This window comes from Blautia hansenii DSM 20583, assembly GCF_002222595.2.
GTDB classification, from domain to species: domain Bacteria; phylum Bacillota; class Clostridia; order Lachnospirales; family Lachnospiraceae; genus Blautia; species Blautia hansenii.
Window position 1 is genome coordinate 1,818,852 of the sequence record NZ_CP022413.2, and the last position, 18,317, is coordinate 1,837,168.

Annotated in this window: 13 protein-coding genes and 1 riboswitch; of the genes, 2 read left to right on the forward strand and 11 right to left on the reverse strand. The window is 40.6% G+C overall.

Features of this window, described 5'->3' with window-relative positions; genetic code table 11:
- Window positions 1–125 precede the first annotated feature (125 nt).
- The 7 genes from ilvB to tgt all read right to left on the reverse strand — a co-directional run bounded on the left by ilvB (window position 126) and on the right by tgt (window position 7,980).
- Complete coding sequence (gene ilvB / locus CGC63_RS09065) at window positions 126–1,799, reverse strand: biosynthetic-type acetolactate synthase large subunit (RefSeq protein WP_003020865.1); 1,674 nt, start codon at window positions 1,797–1,799, stop codon at window positions 126–128.
- 21 nt (window positions 1,800–1,820) lie between these two features.
- Window positions 1,821–3,491 (reverse strand): dihydroxy-acid dehydratase, encoded by a 1,671-nt coding sequence (gene ilvD, locus CGC63_RS09070; protein ID WP_003020864.1) that lies wholly within the window; start codon window positions 3,489–3,491, stop codon window positions 1,821–1,823.
- Window positions 3,492–3,508: 17 nt separating this feature from the next.
- Window positions 3,509–4,594 carry a 3-isopropylmalate dehydrogenase gene (leuB, locus tag CGC63_RS09075; protein WP_003020860.1) on the reverse strand — a complete coding sequence of 362 codons (1,086 nt, stop codon included), beginning with the start codon at window positions 4,592–4,594 and terminating at the stop codon, window positions 3,509–3,511.
- 137 nt (window positions 4,595–4,731) lie between these two features.
- The gene (gene sdaAA, locus CGC63_RS09080) at window positions 4,732–5,616 is read right to left on the reverse strand and encodes an L-serine ammonia-lyase, iron-sulfur-dependent, subunit alpha (protein ID WP_003020857.1); all 885 of its coding nucleotides are present in this window, start codon (window positions 5,614–5,616) and stop codon (window positions 4,732–4,734) included.
- Between the two features lie 12 nt (window positions 5,617–5,628).
- Window positions 5,629–6,300: an L-serine ammonia-lyase, iron-sulfur-dependent subunit beta gene (gene sdaAB / locus CGC63_RS09085; RefSeq protein ID WP_003020855.1), complete on the reverse strand. Its 672-nt coding sequence runs from the start codon at window positions 6,298–6,300 to the stop codon at window positions 5,629–5,631.
- A gap of 100 nt (window positions 6,301–6,400) precedes the next feature.
- Window positions 6,401–6,709, reverse strand: coding sequence for a preprotein translocase subunit YajC (yajC, locus tag CGC63_RS09090; protein WP_003020852.1), 309 nt, complete (start codon window positions 6,707–6,709; stop codon window positions 6,401–6,403).
- A gap of 134 nt (window positions 6,710–6,843) precedes the next feature.
- On the reverse strand, window positions 6,844–7,980 hold the full coding sequence (tgt, locus tag CGC63_RS09095; RefSeq protein ID WP_009246301.1) for a tRNA guanosine(34) transglycosylase Tgt: 1,137 nt from the start codon (window positions 7,978–7,980) through the stop codon (window positions 6,844–6,846).
- A 191-nt stretch (window positions 7,981–8,171) separates the two neighbouring features.
- Between tgt and CGC63_RS09100 the strand changes: the two genes are divergently transcribed.
- A complete protein-coding gene (locus CGC63_RS09100; protein ID WP_003020847.1) occupies window positions 8,172–12,425 on the forward strand; it encodes a 2-hydroxyacyl-CoA dehydratase in 4,254 nt (1,417 codons plus the stop codon).
- A gap of 64 nt (window positions 12,426–12,489) precedes the next feature.
- On the opposite strand, the gene CGC63_RS09105 is transcribed toward CGC63_RS09100, so the two are convergent.
- The 4 genes from CGC63_RS09105 to CGC63_RS09120 all read right to left on the reverse strand — a co-directional run bounded on the left by CGC63_RS09105 (window position 12,490) and on the right by CGC63_RS09120 (window position 17,047).
- Window positions 12,490–14,124, reverse strand: coding sequence for a putative polysaccharide biosynthesis protein (locus tag CGC63_RS09105; RefSeq protein WP_022239932.1), 1,635 nt, complete (start codon window positions 14,122–14,124; stop codon window positions 12,490–12,492).
- Between the two features lie 2 nt (window positions 14,125–14,126).
- Window positions 14,127–14,810: a uracil-DNA glycosylase gene (ung, locus tag CGC63_RS09110; RefSeq protein ID WP_003020834.1), complete on the reverse strand. Its 684-nt coding sequence runs from the start codon at window positions 14,808–14,810 to the stop codon at window positions 14,127–14,129.
- 84 nt (window positions 14,811–14,894) lie between these two features.
- Window positions 14,895–16,370 (reverse strand): sensor histidine kinase, encoded by a 1,476-nt coding sequence (locus tag CGC63_RS09115; RefSeq protein ID WP_003020831.1) that lies wholly within the window; start codon window positions 16,368–16,370, stop codon window positions 14,895–14,897.
- A complete protein-coding gene (locus CGC63_RS09120; RefSeq protein ID WP_003020829.1) occupies window positions 16,370–17,047 on the reverse strand; it encodes a response regulator transcription factor in 678 nt (225 codons plus the stop codon). Before CGC63_RS09120 ends, CGC63_RS09115 begins: the two co-directional genes overlap by 1 nt.
- Before the next feature lie 175 nt (window positions 17,048–17,222).
- A riboswitch (TPP riboswitch) is annotated at window positions 17,223–17,322 on the forward strand.
- A 42-nt stretch (window positions 17,323–17,364) separates the two neighbouring features.
- Here CGC63_RS09120 and CGC63_RS09125 point away from each other — a divergent pair.
- Entirely contained in the window at window positions 17,365–18,030 is a 666-nt protein-coding gene (locus CGC63_RS09125; RefSeq protein ID WP_003020827.1) for an energy-coupled thiamine transporter ThiT, read from the forward strand.
- Window positions 18,031–18,317: the final 287 nt, after the last annotated feature.

The following is an 18,317-nucleotide window of genomic DNA, read 5'->3' on the forward strand; positions in this document are numbered from 1 at the left end:
ATGTCTTTTATAAAAGTGTGCCATCTACTCCTTCTGGGAATACATGGCACTTTTTTCTTTCTCTTTATGATAAACCTTTCACTTATAGCTGTCAACAAAAACATTTGTCTTTTTGTCAAAGACAATTATGTTAAATCATCTTCATCAAAAGCATCTTCTATATTTGCTCCTGCTGGAACCATTGGAAATACCTTATCATCACTGTCAATGATACAATCCAGAACAACGGTTGTATTCAGCTCAATGGCTTTTGCAATGGCTTTTGGCAATTCTTCTTTTGTTGTAACACGAATGCCCACTGCTCCCATTGCTTCTGCCAGTTTTACAAAATCTACCTTATCCTGCAAAACCGTATTGGAATATCTTCCTTCATAAAATAAAGTCTGCCACTGACGCACCATACCTAATACCTGATTATTCACTACTACCTGAATAAGAGGCATATTATTTCTGGTAGCTGTGGCAATTTCGTTCATATTCATACGGAAGCAGCCGTCTCCTGCCACATTAATGACAATTTTGTCCGGATTTCCCATCTTCGCTCCAATAGCAGCGCCCAGTCCGTATCCCATAGTTCCCAGTCCGCCGGAGGACAAAAAGGTTCGAGGCATATTGTATTTATAATACTGTGCCGCCCACATCTGATGCTGACCTACCTCAGTAACAATAATGGCATTGCCCTTTGTCTGTCTGTACAGCTCTTCGATAATTGCCGGTCCGGTAAGCCCTTCCTGTCTGTATTTTAAAGGATATTTTGCCTTTAGCTGCTCGATATATTCCAGCCATTCCTCTCTTTGGCAGGGACTTAATTTTTCATTTAACTGCTTCAAAATTTCTTTGGCATCTCCTACAATACTGCAGTCCACCAGTATATTCTTGTTAATCTCCGCTGCGTCTACATCAATATGAATGACCTTTGCATTTCTTGCAAAGTTTCTTGGATTTCCGATTACACGGTCTGAAAATCTGGCTCCCACTGCAATTAAAAGGTCACATTTTGTTACACCTAAATTGGAAGCTTTTGTTCCGTGCATGCCCAACATTCCTGTATAATAAGGGTCTTCCCCTGAGAATACACCTTTTCCCATCAAAGAGTCTGTCACCGGAATTTGAAGGTTGTGTGAGAGCTTACGCACCTCCTCCCACGCACCGGAAGCCACAGCTCCTCCTCCTACAAAAAGGAAGGGACGTTTTGACTCTTTTATCATTTCTGCCGCACAATCAATGTCCTCCTGTCTGATTTCCGCTGTATATGGTTTTACAGGTGACGGTACATAAGGCTTAAATTCCGTTACAGCGGCTGTAATATCCTTTGGAATATCTACCAGAACAGGACCCGGTCTTCCGCTTTTTGCAATTACAAAGGCACGGCGAATGGTCTTTGCCAGCTTTGCCACATCCTTTACAATAAAGCTGTGCTTTGTAATAGGCATTACCACTCCCGCAATATCCACCTCCTGAAAGCTGTCCTTTCCAAGCAAAGGCAATCCTACGTTACAGGTAATGGCAACAACAGGAATAGAGTCCATCTGTGCGGTTGCAATACCGGTTACTAAATTAGTTGCTCCCGGACCGCTGGTAGCCAGACAAACGCCTACCTTCCCTGTGGAACGTGCATATCCGTCTGCCGCATGAACTGCCCCCTGTTCGTGAGAAGTCAGCACATGATGAATTTCTCCCTGATGCTTATATAACTCGTCATATATGTTTAAAATCGTTCCTCCCGGATATCCGAAAACAGTATCTACTCCCTGTTCCTTTAAACATTCTATCACAATCTGCGCTCCTGTCATCTGCATAAGCAAAACCTCCCCTTCCTCTTATTGTTTTGGTATTTCCAATACAGCTCCTCTGTTTCCGCTGGTCACCATAGCTGCGTAACGTGCCAGATAGCCTGTGGTTACCTTCGGCTCTTTTGACTGCCACTGTGCTCTTCTCTTTTCCAACTCTTCATCCGAAACAAGAAGCTCCAGTCTGGTATTTGGAATATCTACACGAATGCGGTCTCCTTCCTGTACCAGTGCAATGGGACCTCCCACTGCCGCTTCCGGTGAAATGTGACCGATAGACGCTCCTCTGGATGCTCCTGAAAAACGTCCGTCTGTAATCAGCGCAACGCTGGAGCCCAGTCCCATACCTGCAATAGCGGAAGTAGGATTTAACATTTCACGCATACCGGGACCGCCCTTTGGTCCTTCATAACGAATAACCACTACATCTCCTGCTTTGATTTCGCCGCCTTTGATTGCACAAATAGCATCCTCTTCACAGTCGAACACTCTTGCCGGACCTTCATGTACCATCATTTCTTCACAGACAGCGCTTCGTTTTACAACACCGCCGTCAGGGGCTAAATTTCCTGTGAGTACCGCCAGCCCTCCTGTTGCACTGTACGGATTTTCCACCGGACGGATAACCTCAGGATTTTTATTTACACAGTTGGCAATATTTTCACCTACTGTTTTTCCTGTTACTGTCATACAGTCCAGATTTAATAAATTCTTCTTTGTCAGCTCGTTCATAACGGCATAGACACCGCCTGCTTCATTTAAATCTTCCATATAAGTATAACCTGCCGGTGCTAAATGGCAAAGATTTGGTGTTTTTTCGCTGATTTCATTGGCAAAAGTAATATCAAAATCCCAGCCGATTTCATGAGCAATAGCCGGAAGGTGAAGCATACTGTTGGTAGAACAGCCAAGTGCCATATCTACTGTTAAAGCATTTAAAACTGCCTCTTTTGTCATAATATCTCTTGGACGTATATTTCTGCGGTACATTTCCATAACCTGCATACCTGCCTGTTTTGCCAGCTTTATACGCTCAGAATACACAGCCGGAATGGTTCCGTTTCCTTTTAATCCCATTCCTAAAACTTCGGTCAGACAATTCATGCTGTTGGCAGTATACATACCGGAACAGGAACCGCATGTCGGACATACGTTGTTTTCAAATTCTTCTACATCTTCTTCTGTCATTGTTCCTGCACTGTAAGCGCCTACGGCTTCAAACATGGAAGAAAGACTTCTCTTTTCCCCTCTTACTTTTCCTGCCAGCATAGGTCCGCCGCTTACAAAAACTGTGGGAACATTGATACGGGCTGCTGCCATTAAAAGTCCCGGCACGTTTTTGTCGCAGTTTGGCACCATAACAAGAGCATCAAACTGATGTGCCATTGCCATTGCTTCTGTAGAGTCTGCAATTAAATCTCTGGTGACGAGGGAATATTTCATACCGCTGTGTCCCATGGCAATTCCGTCACAAACGGCAATCGCCGGAAATACCACCGGAGTACCTCCTGCCATAGCAACACCCATTTTTACCGCATTTACGATTTTATCCAAATTGATATGCCCCGGAACAATTTCATTATAAGAACTGACAATTCCCACCAAAGGTCTTTCCATTTCTTCCTTTGTCATTCCCAAAGCATGGAATAAAGAACGATGAGGCGCTTGCTGCATCCCCTTTCTTACTACATCACTTCGCATATCTTTCCTCCTGTTATCTACTGTATTTTCTCTATAATCAAGTCTCCCATTTCTCCTGTGGAAACTTTTTTCATATTCTCTGACATAATATCGGATGTACGATAACCTTCATTTAAAACTGCATTTACCGCATTTTCAATAGCTTTTGCTTCTTCCTCCATGGAAAAAGAGTAGCGTAAAAGCATAGCTGCGGACAATATGGCTGCAATCGGATTTGCAATTCCTTTTCCCGCAATATCAGGAGCAGAACCATGAGACGGTTCATACAGTCCGAAACTGGTTTCATTTAAGCTTGCAGAAGGCAGCATTCCAATGGAACCTGTAAGCATACTTGCTTCATCGGAAAGAATATCTCCGAACATATTCTCTGTTAAAATCACGTCAAACTGCTCCGGATTGCAAATCAACTGCATGGCACAGTTATCAACAAGCATGTGCTCCAAAGTAACCTCCGGATAATCGGCTGCCACTTCCTCTGTTATTTTTCTCCACAAACGGGAGGAGTCCAAAACATTTGCCTTATCCACACTGGTGACTTTTTTCTTTCTTTTCACAGCGGTCTCAAAGGCTTTTTTTGCAATTCTGCGAATTTCCTTTTCATCATAAGTAAGAGTATCCACAGCCTTTGCAATTCCGTTTTCCACAACTGTTTTTCTCTCTCCGAAATAAAGTCCTCCTGTAAGCTCCCTTACAATCATCAAATCAATTCCTGTCTGATAAAACTGTTCCTTTACAGGGCAGGCATCCTTTAAAGCCTCATACAAATATGCCGGTCTTAAATTGGCAAACAGCTTTAATTCTTTTCTCAGCTTTAAAAGTCCCGCTTCCGGTCTTTTCTCGGGTGACAGACGATACCATGGTGAGGTTTTTGCATCTGCGCCTACTGCTCCCATTAAAACAGCATCTGCACTTTTGGCTTTTGCAATGGTTTCCTCTGTCAGCGGTTCTCCGTAAGCGTCAATGGACGCTCCTCCTAAGAGCAGCTCTTCATAGGAAAACGTATGTCCGTAGACCTTTGCTGTGGCGTCTAATACTTTTCTGGCTTCTTTTATAATTTCCGGACCAATGCCGTCTCCCGGCATCAAAGCAATTTTATATTCCATATCGATCCCCCGTTTTCTCAAATTAAATTATTACTATGATAAGCCTTTTTTCACCACAATTCAAGCAATAATAAAACAGAGAGGTATGCTTTTTTGTTATGGTTTCCATTCTTTTTAAACAATACCTCTCTTTTTCCCTATTCTTCTGTATTTCCGAATATTTTACAGCTTTTCTCACAGGCGCTGGTTGTCCCTGCACAGCCGCCCAAAGCGCTTTCTCTCAATTCAAAAGGAAGACATCTTCCTACATGGTACATTGCCTCTGCCATCTCATCAAAAGGAATAATCTGATGAATACCGGCAAGCGCCTGTTCCGCACAAATCAAAGCATTGGATGCACCAATGGAATTTCGGTTCTGACAGGGGGCTTCCACAAGGCCTGCTATGGGGTCGCAAACTAAGCCCAGCAGATTAGAAAGGGCTCCGGTTGCTGCCCACAAACACATCTTCGGACTTCCGCCCATCATTTCCACTGCCGCTGCCGCCGCCATTGCAGAGGCTGCTCCTACCTCAGCCTGACAGCCTGCCTCTGCTCCCGATACAGAAGCATTTCGCATCAAAAGATACCCCACTGCACCGGCTGTATAAAGTCCGTTTAATAATTCCTCGTCTGACAAATCAAATTCTTCCTGCAAAGCAAAAAGCACGCCGGGGACAACGCCGGAAGAGCCTGCCGTAGGAGCTGCCACAATCACACCCATAGAAGCGTTTACCTCTAAAACTGCCATGGCATAGGTCATTGCCTTTGACAGAACTGTTCCACAGATGGATTTTCCGCTTAATCTGTGGTTTTCCAGCAGTTTTGCTTCCCCGCCGATTAAGCCTCCCATGGATTTCTGGGGATTTTTTAAAGGCTCTTTTGCAGAATTTCTCATAATTTCCAAAGCTGTTCTCATTTTCTTCTCTACCTCTGCCTCAGAAATCTTAGAAAACTCTGCCTCTCTTTTTTTCATAATCTGAGAAATCGGAAATCCTGTTTCCTGACATAATTCCAGTAATTCTGCTCCGTTATTAAATTCCATTTCCCATTCCTCCTATAACTGCACCAATGTGATATCGGAAACCAGCGGATTTTCTCTTATTCTGTCCAGCACCTTGGCAGGTATTTTCTCATCAGACTCTACAACTGTAAAGGCTGCCGCACCTTTTTCTTCCCGAAACAGACGCATAAATGCAATATTTACCCCTTCCTCACTTAAAACTCTGGTAATATGAGCCACAACTCCGGGCTTGTCTGTCTGGCTTACGATTAAGGTGCTGTATTCCCCTGTAAAATCCACTTCTATCTGATTTAATTTTACGATTTTTACTTTTCCCCCGCCAATGGAAACTCCTCGGACAAAAAGCTTCTCCCCTTTTGTTCCCTCGATTTCCATATCTGCCGTATTGGGATGGATAGCCGCATCCTCCTGCGCAGAAACAGAAAAGCTATAATGAAGTCCCTGCTCCTTTGCAATGCTTAAAGAGTCACGAATACGCAAATCATCGGTTTCAAAGCCCATAATTCCGCCTAAAAGCGCCCTGTCTGTACCATGCCCCCGATAAGTTCTGGCAAAAGAACCATACAGGGTAAAATGCACGCTCTTTATCTCTCCCGGAAACAGCTTTCTTGCCAAAAGAGCCATAGAAGCTGCTCCTGCTGTATGAGAGCTGGAGGGGCCTACCATATTGGGACCGATTACTTCAAATAAACTGATAAATGCCATATTTCTATCTCCTGTTATATTAAAAACTTGCGCTGCTGCACAATTTCCTGTGAAATGAAAAAGGTACTGTGGTTTTATCCCTCAGCACCTCTTATTTCTCTTATTCTGCTGCACCGTCACTTGCTTTTTCTACTTCAGCGATTGCGCCTTTTCTCATTGGAATTCTGCAGTTTCTGTTATTTCCGAATTCTACAATAACATCTTCTTCTGTAATATCGATTAAAATCCCATAGAAACCGCTGGTTGTAACAACACTGTCACCAACCTCCATAGAAGCCAGCATACTTTTTACTCTCTGCTGCTCTTTTTTCTGTGGACGCATAATCATGAAATACATTAAAAGAAAAAATACAATCAATGGTACGAATAAACTAATCATGCTTCCTGCACCTGCTGCTGATAATAACATCTTACTTCCTCCTGAAAAAATAATCTTTGTCTGTCAGACTTATAGACATTATTGTTATAATACACAATTTCCGACTTTTCTTCAAGTGGTTTTTCTGTATTTTTCCAATTTTAATACTTTTTTATACCAATTTCTCAGTCTTTCGGACCTGCTGCCATACTCTCTAATTTTTTCTGTTTATATTCCTCATAACAGCCTTCATCAAGGGCATTTCTAATCTCTTCCATCATGGTATTGTAGAAATATAAATTATGCAGAACACAAAGGCGCATACCCAGCATTTCTTTGGCTTTCAGCAAATGGCGGATATAGGCTCTGCTGTAATGGCGGCATGCAGGACACTGACAGCCTTCTTCAATCGGACGGGAGTCCAGCTCATATTTTGCATTAAACAGATTGATTTTACCGAAGTTCGTATATACATGTCCGTGGCGACCGTTTCTGCTTGGGTAAACGCAGTCAAAGAAGTCCACGCCTCTGGATACCGCCTCTAAAATATTTGCCGGTGTTCCCACGCCCATAAGGTAAGTCGGCTTGTCCACAGGCAGATGCGGAACTACGCTGTCTAAAATGCGATACATTTCCTCATGAGTTTCCCCTACTGCCAAACCGCCTACTGCATATCCGTCTAAATCCATTTTGGAAATCGTCTCTGCATGGGCAATACGAATGTCATCGTAAATAGCACCTTGATTGATACCGAATAAAAGCTGATGGGGATTTACTGTATCCTCCAAGCTGTTCAGTCTTGCCATTTCGTCCTTACATCTTTGCAGCCATCTTGTGGTACGGTCAACCGATGCCTGCACATATTCTCTGCTGGCAACACTGGATGGACACTCGTCAAATGCCATGGCAATGGTAGAACCTAAATTGGACTGTATCTGCATACTTTCTTCCGGTCCCATGAAAATCTTTCTGCCGTCTACATGGGAGTTAAAGTAAACTCCTTCTTCTTTTATTTTTCTCAATTTTGATAAAGAAAATACCTGAAAACCGCCGGAGTCTGTTAAAATCGGTTTGTCCCAATTCATAAACTTATGAAGACCGCCCAGCTGCTTTACGACTTTATCTCCCGGTCTTACATGCAGATGATAGGTATTAGAAAGCTCCACCTGCGTTTTAATCTCCTGTAAGTCCATAGTAGATACAGCGCCTTTAATGGCTGCCGCTGTTCCCACGTTCATAAAAACCGGAGTTTCGATTGTTCCGTGAACCGTTTCCATGCGAGCTCTTTTCGCTCTGCCTTCCTGTTTTAATACTTTATACATCAATTTTTCCTCTTTTTCCATTCTCTTATTTCTTGCTGTCGTACAGATTATTCTATCATAAGCCTATTTCAAACGCAATGGCTGTGAAATATTTACGATTGTTTTTTTCGACATTTTGTCGTATAATGACTTTGATTTTTTTATACATATAATAATAAGTAGAAACACATACATAGAGGAGGTTTCTGACAATGTCAGAAGATAAAAAAATTAAAAATACCTTTTATACCTTAGGAATTGATATTGGCTCTACAACTGTAAAAATCGCAATTTTAAATCAAAAACATCAAATTATGTTTGCTGATTATGAGCGACATTTTGCTGATATTCAAAATACTCTGGCAAGACTTCTTGACAAAGCATATCAGACTATGGGAGAAATTTCCGTGATACCCGTTATCACTGGTTCCGGAGGACTTACTTTAGCAACTCATTTAACCATCCCGTTTGTACAGGAAGTAATTGCTGTTTCATCCTCCTTAGAAGAACTGGCACCTCAAACAGACGTTGCCATCGAACTGGGAGGAGAAGATGCCAAAATCATTTATTTTGAAGATGGCAATGTAGAACAGCGTATGAATGGTATCTGCGCCGGTGGTACAGGTTCTTTTATTGACCAAATGGCATCTCTTTTACAGACAGATGCTCCTGGACTTAATGATTATGCGAAAAACTACAAAGCTCTTTATCCTATTGCAGCCCGCTGCGGTGTTTTTGCAAAAACAGATATTCAGCCTTTAATTAACGAAGGTGCTACAAAAGAAGACTTATCTGCTTCTATTTTTCAGGCTGTAGTAAACCAGACAATCAGCGGTCTTGCCTGTGGAAAACCAATTCGTGGGCACGTAGCTTTTTTAGGCGGTCCTCTGCACTTTCTCTCTGAACTGAAAGCTGCATTTATCCGTACTTTAAAACTGGATAAGGAACACACCATTGTACCTGAAAATTCGCACTTATTTGCCGCAATAGGTTCTGCTTTAAACGCAAAAGAAGATGCTCCTGCATTTTCTATTACTGCCATGCGTGACAAACTGCAGGCATCTATTAAAATGGATTTTGAAATTGACCGTATGGAGCCCTTATTTGCTTCTCAACAGGAATATGATGTCTTTAATGAGCGTCAAAGCCGTTATAATGTAAAAACAGCTCCCCTTGATACTTACAGCGGAAACTGTTATTTGGGAATTGACGCAGGTTCTACCACTACCAAGGCTGCCCTTGTAGGAGAAGACGGTTCTTTGTTGTATTCCTTTTACAGTAACAATAATGGAAATCCTTTGGCAACTTCCATCAAAGCCATTCAGGAAATTTATAGCCAGCTTCCTGCCGGCGTTAAAATTGCCTATTCCTGCTCTACCGGATATGGAGAAGCTTTAATTAAGGCAGCGCTTCTGTTAGATGAAGGAGAAGTTGAAACTGTATCTCACTACTATGCTGCTGCCTTTTTTGATCCAGAAGTAGACTGTATCTTAGACATTGGCGGTCAGGATATGAAATGCATTAAAATTAAAAATCAAACCGTAGACAGCGTACAGCTCAATGAAGCCTGCTCCTCGGGATGTGGTTCTTTTATTGAAACCTTTGCAAAATCCTTAAATTACAGTGTAGAAGATTTTGCCAAAGCTGCCCTTTTTGCCGAAAATCCTATTGATTTAGGTACACGTTGTACTGTATTTATGAATTCCAAAGTAAAACAGGCACAAAAAGAAGGCGCTTCCGTTGCAGATATCTCTGCCGGTCTTGCTTATTCTGTTATCAAAAATGCTCTGTATAAAGTAATCAAAGTTTCTGATGCTTCTGAACTTGGAAAACATATTGTTGTTCAGGGCGGCACCTTTTATAACGATGCTGTACTTCGAAGCTTTGAAAAAATTGCCCAGTGCGAAGCTATTCGCCCTGATATTGCAGGAATTATGGGCGCTTTCGGCGCTGCTTTAATTGCCAGAGAGCGTTATGACAAAAATAAGACAACTACCATGCTTCCCATTGACAAAATCAATTCTCTGGAATATAAAACCATGATGGCAAACTGTAAAGGCTGTACCAATAACTGCCGCCTTACCATCAACAAATTTTCCGGCGGACGCCAATATATTTCAGGAAACCGCTGTGAGCGTGGAATTGGAAAAGAAAAAAACAAAGAGCAAATTCCGAATTTATATGAATATAAATACAAACGGCTGTTTTCCTACGAGCCTTTAACTCCAGATAAGGCGACACGGGGAAAAGTAGGACTTCCAAGAGTTTTAAATATGTTTGAGAATTATCCTTTCTGGTATACCTTCTTTACTGAACTGGGATATCAGGTAATACTCTCTCCTACCTCTACACGAAAGATTTACGAACTTGGAATTGAGTCTATCCCAAGTGAGTCAGAATGTTATCCTGCCAAAATGGCACATGGGCATGTATCCTGGCTGATTAAACAGGGTGTAAACTATATTTTTTATCCCTGTATTCCTTATGAACGCCAGGAATTTAAAGACTCTGTAAACCATTTTAACTGCCCAATAGTAACTTCTTATGCAGAAAATATTAAAAATAACATAGATGAACTAAAAAATCCTAATATTCGTTTTCACAACCCATTTCTGGCGCTGAGCAGCGAAGAAATTATCACAAAACGTTTAGTGGAAGAATTTCCTGATATTCCTTCCAAGGAAGTAGAAAAAGCTGCTCATGATGCATGGAAAGAAATGAGAAAATGCAGAAATGACATTATGCGAAAAGGAGAAGAAGTCCTTCGTTATCTTGAAAAAACAGGAAGACGAGGCATTGTTCTGGCAGGACGTCCTTATCACATTGATCCGGAAATTAACCACGGTATTCCAGAATTAATTACCTCTTATGGAATTGCAGTACTTACAGAAGATTCTGTCTCTCATCTTGCTCCTATTGAGCGACCTTTGAGAGTTAATGATCAATGGACTTACCATACTCGTCTATATGCTGCAGCAAATTTTGTAAAGGAAAAAAACAATCTGGATTTAATTCAATTAAACTCTTTCGGCTGCGGTCTGGATGCTGTAACTACAGATGAAGTCAATGAAATTTTATCTAACAGTGGAAAAATTTATACCTGCCTGAAAATTGATGAAGTGAATAATCTGGGTGCTGCCAGAATTCGTGTGCGCTCTTTAATTGCTGCACTGAAAGTAAAAGAACAACAAAAAATAGAAAGAGAAATACACCCTTCTTCTATTGAACGTGTTTCTTTTACAGAGGAAATGAGAAAAAAATATACTATCTTGTGTCCTCAAATGTCTCCTATCCACTTTAATATTTTAGAAGCTGCTTTTAACACTAGTGGTTATCATTTAGAAGTTTTAGGAAACGGAAATAAAGAAGCTGTTGATGTTGGATTAAAATATGTAAATAATGATGCTTGTTATCCATCTTTAATGGTAGTCGGACAAATTATGCAAGCATTACAATCAGGAAAATATGATTTAAACAAAGTGGCAATTATCATGACACAGACTGGCGGAGGCTGCCGTGCTTCCAACTATATTGGTTTTATACGACGTGCTTTAGAAAAAGCAGGTATGGCTCATATTCCTGTTATTTCCCTTAATTTAAGCGGATTGGAAGAAAATCCCGGATTTAAAATAACCGTGAAGCTGGCAACTCGCATTGCTTACGGTGCAGTCTTTGGAGATATTTTAATGAAATGTCTGTATCGTATGCGTCCTTACGAGGCTGTAAAAGGTTCTGCTAACGACCTTCATAAAAAATGGGAAAAACGTTGCATTACTTTCCTCTCAGGAAAACATGTAACCTTCTCTCGCTTTAATCAGCTCTGCCGTCAAATGATACGAGAATTCGATACTCTTCCTATTACAAACGAGAAAAAACCTCGTGTGGGAATTGTAGGTGAAATCCTAGTAAAATTCCATCCCGGTGCCAATAATCATCTGGTTGAGCTTTTAGAAAAAGAAGGTGCAGAAGCTGTATGCCCTGATTTAATTGATTTCATGTGCTACTGCTTCTATAATATGAGTTTTAAATCTCAATACCTTGGTTTCCAAAAGTCTTTTGCTCAGAAGGGTAAACTGGCAATTAAAGCCATTGACTTTATCCGAAAAGCTGCTAATGATGAATTTAAAAAGAGCCGGCATTTCACACCTTCCGCTCAAATTGAAAGTCTGGCAAAAATGGCAGAACCTATTGTTTCCATTGGAAATCAGACAGGAGAAGGTTGGTTCCTTACAGGAGAAATGCTGGAGCTTATTCATGCAGACACCCCAAATATCGTATGCATCCAGCCATTTGGCTGCCTTCCTAATCATATTGTAGGAAAAGGTGTGATTAAGGCAATCCGAAAGGATTATCCTCAGGCAAATATTGTGGCGGTAGATTATGATCCAGGTGCCAGTGAAGTAAATCAGTTAAATCGTATTAAGTTGATGCTTTCCACTGCCTTTAAAAAACTTTCTAATGATTAAAAATATGACCTTAAAAAGAACTGCTACATTTGATTTTCTCTTCGAATGTAACAGTTCTTTTTTCTTACATAATATGAAGTTTTCTTGTAATCTGTATCAGTTTTCTTCCTCCCGGAAGCCCTGCCAATTCTTCTTCTCCCGGCTTTGCAAAATACAAATACAGAAGAAAATAGATACATGCACCTAAACCAATAGCCGGTATCAACGCCAAAAGATTTCCTCCCGGCAAGGCTTTTGTCATCATATAAATAACCTGATAAACTACAAATGCTGCAATTCCCATAGGAACAGCTGCAAAAAGAGCAGGTAAATAAGCAGTTTTCCACGGATTTTTGTAATGCAATTCTTTTTTCAATGCTCTATCATTTAAAATACACATTACCAGTGCATAAACAATCATAGCCAGCACCACATTGTAAATTCCAAAATCTGTCACAAACATCAATACCGTAACTACAACTACATCAACTACCAAAGCAATGGCTGCGTTAATCATAGGGATATTAGCCTTTCCAATTCCCTGTAATACGCCATTGGAAATGTTGGACATTCCGTTCATAATAACTGTAATTACACCAAGCATCATTAAAAAGCCTGCGGTACCGTCTGTGGACGGAAATAAAAGTGCAGTAATCGGACCTGCCAGTGCAAAAAGTCCCACACTGCATGGAATAGAAATAAACATACTAAGCCATGTTGCTTTATCAATCTTTTCCTTCGCTGTTTTTAAGTCCCCTCTGGCATACGCCCCGGAAACCTCCGGCATCATAGAAGTAGGCGCTGTGCTTGACAGGGTAAGAGGAATGTTAATAATGGTTAAAAAGAACCCACATTCCGCATAAAATCCCTCTACAATGCTTCCTTTTAAGCCCTTCAGCTCTGACACAGAGGTATAAATCATACTGTTAATATAACCGTTTACGTTATACAAAAAGGCGCTTAAAATAATCGGAGCTACAATCATCACAATGATTTTCATAACATCCTTGTAGCTTTCATCCACCGACACCTTGTCTCTTGCAATCTTTCTTTGAATAGTCTTTCTGTTTACCTGATAGACAAACAGCATAAAGATAAGCGCCGTTAAAACACCGGCTCCCGTTCCCAGAGTAGCCCCTGCCGCACTCCAGCTTCGCAGCACGTCCGGCTGTGCATCTGCAAAATGATGCACCATAAAATTTGCCATTACCAGAGCTACCACGGCTACAGCAATCTGCTCCAAAATCTGAGAAATAGATGTCGGAAGCATATTTCGATATGCCTGAAAATATCCTCGGAAAACACCCAGAATACCGGAAACAAAAATGGTCGGCGCTAAAAACTGAAGCGCAAGTCTTGCATTTGCCATTCCGTCAGGCACTAAAATCGGAGCGCCTACAATACAGATAACTGCCACAGCTCCGCCTACGATTACCGCATAAAGCAACGCTCCTTTAAAAATTCTCTGAGCATCTCGATATCTCTTAAACGCAAGTCTTTCTGCCATGATTTTTGACACAGCCTGAGGAATACTAAAGGATGCAATCATCAGAAGAATAAAATACACATTCTGTGCAAACTGAAAGCATCCAAAGCTTTCTTTTCCCATTGTGCTTGACAAAGGGCTTTTGTAAATCAGCCCGATAATCTTGGAAATCAGCGCAGCAATCATGAGAAAAGAAGCATTTTTCACTAATGTATTATCATTTTTCTTTCCCATTTCTATATCCCCTGTCTGTTTTCTATCTGCCAGTCAATAGGAGCAAGACCATTTTGCTCCAAAAATTCATTGGTTTTGCTGAAATGTCTGCACCCAAAAAATCCTCTGTATGCAGATAAGGGGCTCGGATGAGGCGCTTCCAAAATTAAATGCTTCGGATTGTTCAGCATACTGTGTTTCATCTGTGCCGGTCTTCCCCAAAGCAAAAATACAATCGGTCTGTCCTGTTCATTCAATACACGAATTGCTGCGTCAGTAAATTGCTCCCAGCCAATTCCCCTGTGAGAATTTGCCTGATGAGCCCGTACCGTCAATACCGTATTTAACATCAGCACACCTTGTCTTGCCCATTTTTCCAAATAACCGTTATCCGGTATATAACATCCGCAGTCATCATGGAGCTCCTGATAAATATTTACCAGAGACGGCGGGATTTCCACCTCCGGCTTTACAGAAAAGCAAAGCCCATGTGCCTGTCCGTCATTGTGATAGGGGTCCTGTCCTAAAATTACTACTTTTACCTCATCAAGAGGTGTAAAATGAAAGGCATTAAAAATATCATCCGGTGCAGGAAATATCTTTCTTTCCTGATACTCCTGCCCTACTTTTTGAAACAGCTCTTTATAATATTCTTTCTTAAATTCCGGCTTTAAAGCTTCCAGCCATTGTCCTTGTAAAGGCGGCATCTGTATTCCTCCTTCTTCTTTTTATCCATCTTTTTAGTTTAGCAGAATATGTCAAAAAATGCAAACACGTAACCTCTTTTTCTTCTATTCTTCCGCATCTGCACAGGATAATTCAAACCAGAATTCCACACCGTTTTCATAATTTTTCACACCGCATTTCTGGTGCATACTGTCCATAATTGCCTTTACAATGGAAAGTCCGATGCCGCTTCCTCCGTATTCTCTGGTTCTGGCTTTATCCACCTTATAAAATTTAATCCATACCTTTTCCAAATCCTCTTTTGGAATAATATCTCCGGTATTAAAGACAGATACCCTGACTACATTTCCTTCTTTCTGTGCCTTTACTTCAATTTTTCTCTCATAGTCCACATGGTTTAGAGCATTGGAAACATAATTTGTCACCACTTCTTCTACTTTAAATTCATCTCCCCAGACATAAATAGGGGCATCCTGTGAAAAAGTCAGCTCTGCTTCTTTTTGTCCTGCCAAAAGCTGTGCCGACTGAACAACGCCACGAATAACTTCTGTTAAATCAAATCTCTCCATGGAAACCTTATCATTTCCAAATTCCAACTGATTTAATGTCAGCAGTTTTTTTACCATATTGTTCATTTTTCCTGCTTCATCAATAATAACATCACAGTAAAATTCTCTGCTCTCCGCATCATCGTTGATGCACTCCTGCAAGCCTTCTGCATAACCCTGTATTAAAGCAATGGGCGTTTTCAATTCATGGGACACATTGGAAAGAAACTCTTTTCTCATCTCATCTATCTGTTCTTTTTTCTCAATGTCCTTCTGCAATTCATTATTGGCTGTTTTCAGCTCGGAAATGGTATTTTCCAGAGCCTCCGACATCTTATTCAGATTGTTTCCCAATACGCTGATTTCATCCTGTCCTGCACTGTGATATTTTGCTTCGAAATTCAGATTTGCCATTTCCTGAGAAAGAGAACTGAGCTCCTGAAGCGGTCTGGTAATATGTCTTGTCATAAACCAGATAATCACAGAGCTTACCAAAATTGTAAGAACACCGATATATAAAAAGAAAATGTTGGAAATAATCGCACTGTCTTTTAAGCTCTGGGCAGGAGTATTGATTAAAAACGGATTTCCGTTATCCAGATTCCCCATCATGTTTACAGAGTCCATAGTTTCCCTGTCATCTGTTTTCTTTTCTACTACATAATTATCGGTTGTTTCAAGAACGCTGTGCTTTCCTCTTGAAAAGCTGTCCAAAAATCCAAACTGCGCCTCTGCATAAAGCTTATCCGCATCTCTTGCATAAGCATATATCTGATTGGAGGTTTTATGGTCTACTACAATAATCGAGAGGTTTTTTTCCTCACAAAATTGCAAAAAATCCGTGTCGTATTTCAGATAAGCATAATTCTCCGTGCTGTTTACCATCTCAAAAGCTTTTTTTAAAGAGTCTGTCTTTTTGGATAAATAAAATTTTTCCAGAAACAGTGTATTTACCAAAAGCATGGCAATCAGAGAAAGACACATAATCCCGATATAGCTGACTGCCACTCGTATTTTTATGGATTTTTTCATTATGACACCTCGAATTTATAGCCCATACCCCAAATGGTTTTAATGTATTCTCCCTTTGCTCCAATTTTGCTTCTCAGTTTTTTTACATGGGTATCAATGGTTCTAGCATCTCCAAAATAATCATAATTCCACACAGAATTTAAGATTTTTTCCCTTGATAAGGCAATTCCCTGATTTTCCAAAAAATAAGTCAAAAGCTCAAATTCTTTATAGCTTAAATCCATTGTTTTTCCGTCAATGGAAGCCGTATGAGAAGTTTTGTTAATTTCAATTCCTCCCGCACTTAAAATATCATCTGAGCCAATGGCGCTTGTTCTTCTTAAAATTGCCTCTACCCTTGCAACCAAAATTTTCGGACTGAAAGGCTTGGAAATATATTCATCAACACCCAGCTCAAAGCCCAAAAGCTCATCTCTTTCATCTCCTCTGGCAGTCAGCATAATAATAGGTATCTTTGAGTCCTTTCGGATTTCTCTGCATACGCCCCAACCATCCAGCTTCGGCATCATCACATCCAGAATAATCAGTTGGATGTCCTTGTCTTTATAAAAAATATCCAGTGCAGCTTCTCCGTCACCGGCTTCTAATACTTCATATCCCTGTTTTGTCAGGAAATCGCTTACCAGCTTTCTCATTCTGCTTTCATCGTCTACTACAAGTACCTTACATTTATCCATGAAAATTCCTCCTTTTTTTAAATTGTATCAAATAAATTTGTTAAAAATGTGAACAAGCTTTTCTCTCTGCCAATTCTAACACACCCGCTCTTATCTCACAATATTTTCCCTTATTTTTCCTATTCTTGACACTGCTCTTATGACTGTGATATAGTGGAACAGAAATAAATATCAGCAGAATAAGAAGGGGAGCCGAAAGGCTGAGAGGAAGGACCGCTTCGACCCTTGTACCTGATTTGGATTATGCCAACGTAGGAATCTTTTTTTCAAGCTTTCTTTGCCCCTTCTTGTTCTTCTAAAAGAAGGAGGATTTTTCTATGTTTCAATTTTTTATCAATGCAGAAGGTGGTCTTACTGCCGCCGGTTATGCAGTCACTATCCTGGCAGCAATTTTATTTACAGTTGCAGCCATTATTCTCGCCGGAAAGGAATCCACAAGAAAAAAATTAAGTATCAAACAGCTGGCTTATTGCTCTATGGCTTTAGCACTTAGCTTTATTACCTCTTATATTAAAATTTTTGAACTTCCTTTTGGCGGTTCTGTTACCGCTTTCAGTATGCTTTTTATTGTATTAATTGCTTATTGGTATGGACCGAAAGTAGGCATACTTTTAGGATTTGTTTTTGGTATTTTACAGTTTTTACAGGAGCCTTATGTGCTTTCCTTTTTCCAGGTATGCTGCGATTATCTCCTTGCCTTTGCTGCTCTTGGGCTGGCTGGAATTTTCCGCAAGCAGAAAAATGGGTTGGTAAAAGGATACTTGGTTGCTGTAATTGCCAGAGGTGCTTTTCACGTTTTAGGAGGATATTTATACTGGATGGATTATATGCCTGAAAATTTCCCAAAAGAATTATCTGTAGCTTATCCTTTCATCTATAACTACAGCTTTTTGTTGGCAGAAGCTTTGATTACTATTATTTTACTCTCTATACCGGCAGTAAAAAAAGCCTTTGCACAAATTCAGCAAAATGCACTTTCTTAATTTAATTACATAAATTGTTTCTTGACAATGTAATATACTTACCCGGGCAGCCAGTAGGACGGCTATGGTTCTCCGCCTGAGTCTTGACAGGAGGGGATGCTTATAAGTACGTATGAAGAATTGAGTTTGATTGTAAACACAGCTTTACTTATCGTAGCAATCCTTACATATACATCACATAAGAAATAGCCGCCCTGCTCTCTGGAAAAGAATAGGCGGCTATTTTAGCTAAATATATTTGCCAAGCGGGGAGCCTTAACCTCCCTTACTGGCTGTCTTGTTAAGTA